Origin of the sequence: Burkholderia sp. Ac-20353, from assembly GCF_017104785.1 — a bacterium.
In the GTDB taxonomy this organism is placed as follows: Bacteria; Pseudomonadota; Gammaproteobacteria; order Burkholderiales; family Burkholderiaceae; genus Burkholderia.
On the sequence record NZ_JAAGPL010000304.1, the window covers coordinates 1 to 6756 of the forward strand.

At 66.5% G+C, this 6756-nt stretch carries 8 protein-coding genes, 1 other RNA gene and 1 riboswitch; of the genes, 4 read left to right on the top strand and 5 right to left on the bottom strand.

Going from position 1 to position 6756, the window contains the following annotated elements; translation table 11 throughout:
- Together G3N94_RS38590 and lgt are read left to right on the top strand one after the other, a co-directional pair.
- Positions 1 to 425 (top strand): LysR substrate-binding domain-containing protein (locus G3N94_RS38590; RefSeq protein ID WP_241022320.1); only part of this gene is annotated, 425 nt, incomplete at its 5' end.
- Positions 426 to 511: 86 nt separating this feature from the next.
- The gene (gene lgt, locus G3N94_RS38595) at positions 512 to 1402 is read left to right on the top strand and encodes a prolipoprotein diacylglyceryl transferase (RefSeq protein WP_205799458.1); all 891 of its coding nucleotides are present in this window, start codon (positions 512 to 514) and stop codon (positions 1400 to 1402) included.
- An 81-nt stretch (positions 1403 to 1483) separates the two neighbouring features.
- Here the strand turns inward: lgt and G3N94_RS38600 are convergent, their stop codons facing one another.
- The 5 genes from G3N94_RS38600 to G3N94_RS38620 all read right to left on the bottom strand — a co-directional run bounded on the left by G3N94_RS38600 (position 1484) and on the right by G3N94_RS38620 (position 3866).
- Positions 1484 to 2224 (bottom strand): SIMPL domain-containing protein, encoded by a 741-nt coding sequence (locus G3N94_RS38600; protein ID WP_205799459.1) that lies wholly within the window; start codon positions 2222 to 2224, stop codon positions 1484 to 1486.
- Between the two features lie 178 nt (positions 2225 to 2402).
- Positions 2403 to 2864: an EVE domain-containing protein gene (locus G3N94_RS38605; protein WP_205799460.1), complete on the bottom strand. Its 462-nt coding sequence runs from the start codon at positions 2862 to 2864 to the stop codon at positions 2403 to 2405.
- A gap of 78 nt (positions 2865 to 2942) precedes the next feature.
- Positions 2943 to 3123: non-coding RNA, 6S RNA (gene ssrS / locus G3N94_RS38610), on the bottom strand.
- Between the two features lie 81 nt (positions 3124 to 3204).
- Complete coding sequence (locus G3N94_RS38615) at positions 3205 to 3519, bottom strand: cell division protein ZapA (protein ID WP_205799461.1); 315 nt, start codon at positions 3517 to 3519, stop codon at positions 3205 to 3207.
- Entirely contained in the window at positions 3516 to 3866 is a 351-nt protein-coding gene (locus G3N94_RS38620; RefSeq protein ID WP_205799462.1) for an ATPase, read from the bottom strand. The genes G3N94_RS38615 and G3N94_RS38620 overlap by 4 nt, the downstream gene beginning before the upstream one ends.
- Before the next feature lie 165 nt (positions 3867 to 4031).
- A riboswitch (cobalamin riboswitch) is annotated at positions 4032 to 4286 on the top strand.
- 65 nt (positions 4287 to 4351) lie between these two features.
- On the opposite strand from G3N94_RS38620, the gene G3N94_RS38625 reads away from it, so the two are divergent.
- Together G3N94_RS38625 and G3N94_RS38630 are read left to right on the top strand one after the other, a co-directional pair.
- Positions 4352 to 6295: a TonB-dependent receptor gene (locus G3N94_RS38625; RefSeq protein ID WP_205799463.1), complete on the top strand. Its 1944-nt coding sequence runs from the start codon at positions 4352 to 4354 to the stop codon at positions 6293 to 6295.
- 18 nt (positions 6296 to 6313) lie between these two features.
- Positions 6314 to 6756 (top strand): iron chelate uptake ABC transporter family permease subunit (locus tag G3N94_RS38630; protein ID WP_241022321.1); only part of this gene is annotated, 443 nt, incomplete at its 3' end.

Sequence of the window (6756 nt, forward strand, 5' to 3'; positions counted from 1 at the left end):
CCCTGCCGGTCGCGCGCGAGCCGCTCGTGCTGGCGATGCCGGCGGCGGCCTCGGACGCACCCGAGGACGCGCCGGTGCGGCTCGCGGACGTCGCCGCGCTGCCGCTCGTAATCTTCCCGCGCCGTTTGGCGCCCGGCTTTTATGACATCATTACGGGCTGCTACGGCGCGGCGGGGGTGACCCCGCGCATCGGCCAGGAAGCGATCCAGATGCAGACGATCGTGAGCCTCGTGTCGGCCGGCATGGGTGTCGCACTGGTGCCGCAGTCGCTGCGTAACCTGCGGCGCACCGGCGTGGTCTACCGGCCGCTCGCGGACGGCGCGCCTGTCGTCGAGACGGGCCTCGTGTGGCGCACGGGCGACGTCAGCCCCGTGCTGGCCGGCTTCATCGACATCGTGCGCGCGCAGGCGATCGTCCGCGCGTGACGCGAACGATCGCGCGCCGGCGTCGTCCAATGCGCGGCACGTTTCACGCGCCGTCGCAGCGAATTCGAAACCTTCACCGCTAACCCATGATCATTCACCCGAATTTCGACCCTGTCGCGATCCATCTCGGGCCGCTCGCCGTGCGCTGGTACGGCCTCATGTATCTCGTCGGCTTCATCGCCGCGATCGTCGTCGGCCGGGTCCGCCTGAAGCTGCCGCATGTCGCTTCGCAGGGCTGGACCGCAAAGGACATCGACGACATGATGTTCTACGGTGTCCTTGGCACCGTGCTCGGCGGCCGGCTCGGCTACGTGCTGTTCTACAAGGCGAGCTTCTACTTCTCGCATCCGCTCGACATCTTCAAGGTGTGGGAAGGCGGGATGTCGTTTCACGGCGGCTTCCTCGGCGTGACGCTCGCGATGATGCTGTTTGCGTGGCAGCGCAAGCGTCACTGGCTGCAGGTCACCGATTTCGTCGCGCCGATGGTGCCGACGGGTCTCGCGGCGGGCCGGCTCGGCAACTTCATCAACGGCGAACTGTGGGGGCGCGTGACCGCTCCGAACGAGCCGTGGGCGATGCTGTTCCCGGGCGCATCGCGCGACGATGCGGCGTGGCTCGGCGCGCATCCGGAACTCGCCGCGAAGTGGCACCTGAACGACGTGTTCCTGCAATACCAGATGCTGCCGCGCCATCCGTCGCAGCTCTACGAGATCGCGCTCGAAGGCATCGTGCTGTTCTTCGCGCTGTTCCTGTTCGCGCGCAAGTCGCGTCCGATGGGCGCGGTGTCCGCGCTGTTCCTGATCGGCTATGGCCTCGCACGCTTCACCGTCGAGTTCGCGCGCGAGCCGGACGATTTCCTCGGGCTGCTCGCGCTCGGCCTGTCGATGGGGCAGTGGCTGTCGTTGCCGATGATCATCGCGGGCATCGCGATGATGATCTGGGCGTATCGGCGCCGCGCGACCGCGGCCACCGCATGATGCGTTCAACTGAATGACGCAGCAACGAAAAACGCCGGCCCAGGGCCGGCGTTTTCGCATCTGGCGGGCAGACGTCGCGCGTTACTTCATCTGCACCGAGCCGTTGACCGTCACCGACACGGTCGCCTTGCCGCCTTCGACTGCGATCGGCGCGCTCATCTTCGCGCTGTCCATCGCAGGCGCGGCCATCGCCATCACGCGCGGATACGGTTGCACGTTGCGGCCGCTGCCGACATTCACGTCGCGAATCGTATAGCCGTTGTAGCCGAATGCCTTCGCGGCTTCGTCCGCGCGCGTGCGGAACGACTTGATCGCTTCGGTCGTGAGCTTCTCCTCGGCCGCACGCTGCGCTTCCGGCGACAACGTGAACTCGACGTTCGCCACCTGCATCAGGTTCGACAACTGGCCCGCGAGCTTCGATGCCGCAGCGAAGTCGCGCGACTCGAGCACGACTTCCGTACGGCCGCGCCATGCGGAGATCTTGCCGTCGCGGTCGGTGCTCGGATAAACGGAGAATGCGCCCGTATGCGCGGTTACGCCGGCGACGCTCTTCGTCTGCGCGAGCGCGGCGTCGGCGCGCTGGTTCAGCTTGGACGTCAGGCTGCCCGGATCTTTCGCCTGCTCTTCATAGAACAGCGTGATGTGGATCACGTCCTGCGGCACTTCGCTGCTGGCCTGCGACGACAGCGACAGCACGCCCGACGGCTGCGGGAAGTGCGGGTTGACGGACTGGGCCTGTGCGGCTGCCGGCGCGAGGGCCAGCGCGGCGGGCACGGCGGTGGCAAGCATCAGCGACAGCGCGAGTGCGGATTTCTTCGTCATTGTTGGACTCCTTATGGGGCGCACGCGGATCACGCGTGCGCGACGCGGGCGGACCGCGCGAGGGAAGAACGACAGCCGGCCGGATCGGCCGGTCGCGGTTGCTTAGTCCGGGCGATGGACCGGCGAGTTCCGGACGGCGCGTGCGTGCTGACCGAATTTGACCTTTGCACGCGCGCGCTTACGCCATCAGCCGTTCGGTGATGAAGCGCCATTCGGCGCGCGTGACGGGCGTGATCGACAGCCGGTTGCCTTTCGCAAGCACGCGCATGTCCGCGAGTTCGTCGTGTTCGCGCAGCGCCGCGAGTGAAACGAGCGGCGACTTCTTCACGAAGCGGACATCGACGAGCAGCCAGCGCGGCGTTTCCTGCGTCGACTTCGGATCGTAATAGGGGCTCTTCGGATCGAACTGCGTGGGATCGGGGTAGGGCGTCGACGACACTTCGGCGAGACCCGCGATGCCCGGCTCGGGGCAGCTCGAGTGATAGAACAGCACGCCATCGCCGATCTTCATCGTGTCGCGCATGAAATTGCGCGCCTGATAGTTGCGCACGCCGGTCCAGGGCAGCGTGCGCTGCGGCGCGCTCGCGAGATCGTCGATGCTCGCTTCGTCCGGTTCGGACTTCATCAGCCAGTATTGCATGGATCGTGATCGATGCAGAAAGAGGCAAACAGGCCCTGGAAAAGGAAACGGCATCGGGACGAGCCCGATGCCGTTAGATAGGCCCCCGCCTTAGCCGCTAGGCCGGCATCCTGAACCAGGGTTCAGAATTGGTCGCAGTTAGCAGCACTTCGGGTACATCAGACAGAGTGACGCGCGCGCCCGTGCTACAAATTTCCGCAACCGTGCACATGGCATTGGTTCAAGGAATATATGACCTTGGCGAACCAGGCAGGGAAGCTGACTGAACTGTGAATCTATGCGTCCAATTTGACCACCGTTGACCGCGGAGATCAAGCGGAATCGACGCATCGATTCGAGGTTACTGCGTCTCGTGCTGTGCGAGCACCGCACCGAGCTTTTCGTTCATCTGGCGCATTGTACGCCGGATTTCCTCCGCGGGAAATGCTTCACCGTGACGCACGCTCGTCTGCAGCCGCAGCAACTCCGACGCGATCGACAGCGCCGCCATCACCGCGATGCGATCGGTGCCGCGCACCGAGCTGTTCGAGCGGATCTTCGACATTTCCGCGTCGACGCGCGCGACGGCCTCGAGCAGCGCCGCTTCGGTCTCGGCCGAACAGGCGAGCCGATAGGCCTGACCGAGAATCGAGACTTCGATCTGCTTGGTGCTCATGCGTGTTCTCCGTGGCTGGCCGCGTCGTCGCTATCGGTGCGCGCCTGCGCATCCAGCAGGTCGAGCTGGTTGTCGGCTTCTGCCGTGCTCTTCGTGCGCGGCAGTTTTTCGAGAATCGCGTTCAGCTTCACCTGCGCGTCGTCGATCTTCGCCGACAGCGTGTCGCGTTCCTCTGCGAGCGCATTGCGTTCCTCGCGCAGCTGCGCGAGCTCGGTGCGCACCGTGTCCGCTTCGGCGCGTAGTTGTGCGACCTGCTCTTCGAGCACGAGCCGTTCCGAGTGATAGCGCTGGTTCAGTGCAATCAGCCGGCCAATATTTTGAGATAGGGTTTCGAGTTCGTTGAGCATCTGCTGCGTCCTCTAAAGACCCAGCATTTTAGCGCGGAATAGCGCGCATTCCGACATCTGTAACGTTTCCAGTCGTAACACCCCGGCTTCTTGCCGCGAATTGGCGAAACGGACGCGATTTCGCATGCGTGCGGGCCGCTTTCTTGACGCTCCCGCGGCCGGCTCCTAAACTGGCGCCGCCTCGGTGCTCGCGCGTACGACGCGCGGTTAAACGGGAAGCAGGGCGCCGGCTCCGCCAGGAGCAGCCAACCTGCGCTGCCCCCGCAACGGTAAGCGGCCGCATCGGACGATGCAGGCCGGCTCGGGTGCGCTCAATGTGTGCGGTTCGTACGCGGGCGCAGGCCACTGCGCGTGAATCGCGCGGGAAGGCGAGCCGGTGTGCCGCCAGCCCGGATACCGGCCGAGGCGGGGAGCCCGTACGCGGGCTTCATGACGCGCGGCCTGCGGGGAAGCGGGGCGCGCAGCCGTTCACAGGACTATCTTCGATGCTGACCCCAATCGCCCGCACCGCGCTCGGCGCGCTATGCGGGTTGCCGCTCGCCGCTGCGGCGCAGACGGCCGCTGCCGATCCCGCCGCGCCTGCTGTTGCGTCTGCCGCCTCGCCCGCTGTTGTGTCCGCCGTTGTGCCCGCTGCCGCACCCGCCGAACAGAACACCGAAGCGTCGCTGCTCGTGCCGGTCGTCGTCACCGCGCAACGTGCGCCGCAAGCCCTCGCCGACGCGATTCCGCAAACGACCGTGTTCGACACGCAGGACATCGCTGCACATCCGGGCGCCGATCTGCCGACGCTGCTCGCGTTCGCGCCGGGTGCGCAGATCGTGCGCAACGGCGGCCCGGGCGCGACCGCGACGCTGTTCCTGCGCGGCGCGCAATCGACGCAGTCGCTCGTGCTGATCGACGGCGTGCGGGTCGATTCGGCGAGCCTCGGCGCCGCGCAACTGAGCCAGTTGCCGCTCGACCAGATCGAGCGCGTCGAGATCGTGAACGGCAACGTGTCGTCGCTGTACGGCTCGGGCGCGATCGGCGGCGTCGTGCAGGTGTTCACGAAGGACGGTGGCAATCATCCGCCGCGTTTCAATTTCGCGGTCGGCCTCGGCAGCTATGGCACGCAGACGCAGCAGGCGGGCGTGTCGGGCCGGCTCGACAGCGAAGGCAACACGACCTTCAGCCTGTCGGTCGCGCGCGAGAAGGACAACGGTTTTTCCGCGCTCGATCCCGCGAAGCAGCCGAATGCGAACCCGAACGCGAACGGCTATCTGAACGAGAGCGTCACGGCATCGCTGCGGCATCGCTTCAATGCGCGTTGGGACGCGGGCGTCAGCTACTTCCAGTCGAACGGCAACAACAGCTACGACAACGCGTTCGGCGCGCCGACCGACCTGAACAACCTGTATTCGCGCGTACAGCAGGCGCGCGTGTACGCGAACGGCAAGCTGCTCGACTGGTGGACGACGCATGTCAGCGTTGCCACCGGCAACGATCGCAGCCAGTCGGAGCTGAACGGTGTGTACACCGACCACTTCAACAGCGACAACCGGCAGTACACGTGGCAGAACGATTTCCGGATCGCACCCGACCAGATGATCCAGGCCGGCTACGAGCGGCTCGACCAGCAGTTCATGTCGAACGTGTATTCGGCGCCGCAGCGTCACGTGAATTCCGGCTGGCTCGGCTACACGGCGCGATTCGGCCGCCAGCAGTTCCAGGCGAACCTGCGGCGCGACCAGTATTCGGATTTCGGCGGCGCGAACTCGTACTATCTCGGTTACGGCCTTGACGTCACCGATCGGTGGAAAGTCACTGCGAGCTATTCGAGCGCATTCCGCGCGCCGAGCTTCAATGATCTCTATTACCCGATCGCCGGCAATCCGTCGATCCAGCCCGAGCGCAGCCATTCGGTCGAGGCCGCGGTGCAGTATGCGTCCGATGCGTTGGGCGTCGTGCGCGTCACCGCGTTCCAGACACGTTATGCGAACCTGATCGACTATCGCCCCGCCGCGGACAGCTTCTTCTATGTCGCGCAGAACGTCGGCCGCGCGAAGGTGCAGGGGCTCGAGGCGTCGTGGCAGGGGCATGTCGGCAAGACCGACGTGCGGGTTGCCGCCACCTTGCAGAACCCGATCGACGAAACGCAGAATCAGGACCTGGACCGGCGCGCACGGCGGTTCGCGTCGGCGACGGCGAGCCGTGCGTTCGGCGCGGTGCGCGTCGGCGGCGAGTGGCTCGTCAGTGGCGCGCGCGACGATTCGGGCGGCGGACGGCTCGGCGGCTACGGGCTCGTCAACCTGTCCGCGCGCTACAACATCACGAAGGCGTGGTATGTCAGCGCGCGCATCGACAACCTCTTCGACAAGGACTACGAGCTTGCCTACGCATACAACACCCCGCGGCGCGGCGCCTATGTCACGCTCGGCTGGCAGCAGCAGTAAGCGGCCGGCACGCGCAGGATGGTGTGCCGCATGAGCGCGTCGCGCGCCGCCACGATCTGGGCCGCGCTCGCGGCCGTGGTCGCCGCGCTGTTCGTCGCGTCGCTGACGATCGGCAGCGTGCCGATGTCGCCGATGCAGGCACTCGCGTCGCTCGTTCCGCACGGTGGCGGCGATGTGGCGGGCGGCGCTCAGCTGTTCGCCGATATCGTCCGCACGCTGCGCCTGCCGCGCGCGCTGGCGGGCTTCGCATGCGGCGCGCTGCTGGCGCTTGCAGGCGCGCTGCTGCAGGTGCTGCTGCGCAATCCGCTCGCGGAGCCATACGTGCTCGGGGTATCGGGCGGCGCGGCCGGCTTCGCGCTCGTCGCGATGATCGCGGGCGGCGCGTGGTGGCTTATCGATGCGTCGGCATTCGCGGGCGCGCTCGTGTCGGTCGCGCTCGTGCTCGGCCTCGCGCGCCGCGA

Bases quoted from the DNA above. Each gene is read 5' to 3' on its own strand.
- G3N94_RS38625 (WP_205799463.1), top strand. From the start codon at position 4,352: ATGCTGACCCCAATCGCCCGCACCGCGCTCGGCGCGCTATGCGGGTTG.
- G3N94_RS38615 (WP_205799461.1), bottom strand. From the start codon at position 3,519: ATGAGCACCAAGCAGATCGAAGTCTCGATTCTCGGTCAGGCCTATCGG.
- G3N94_RS38620 (WP_205799462.1), bottom strand. From the start codon at position 3,866: ATGCTCAACGAACTCGAAACCCTATCTCAAAATATTGGCCGGCTGATT.
- lgt (WP_205799458.1), top strand. From the start codon at position 512: ATGATCATTCACCCGAATTTCGACCCTGTCGCGATCCATCTCGGGCCG.
- G3N94_RS38600 (WP_205799459.1), bottom strand. From the start codon at position 2,224: ATGACGAAGAAATCCGCACTCGCGCTGTCGCTGATGCTTGCCACCGCC.
- G3N94_RS38605 (WP_205799460.1), bottom strand. From the start codon at position 2,864: ATGCAATACTGGCTGATGAAGTCCGAACCGGACGAAGCGAGCATCGAC.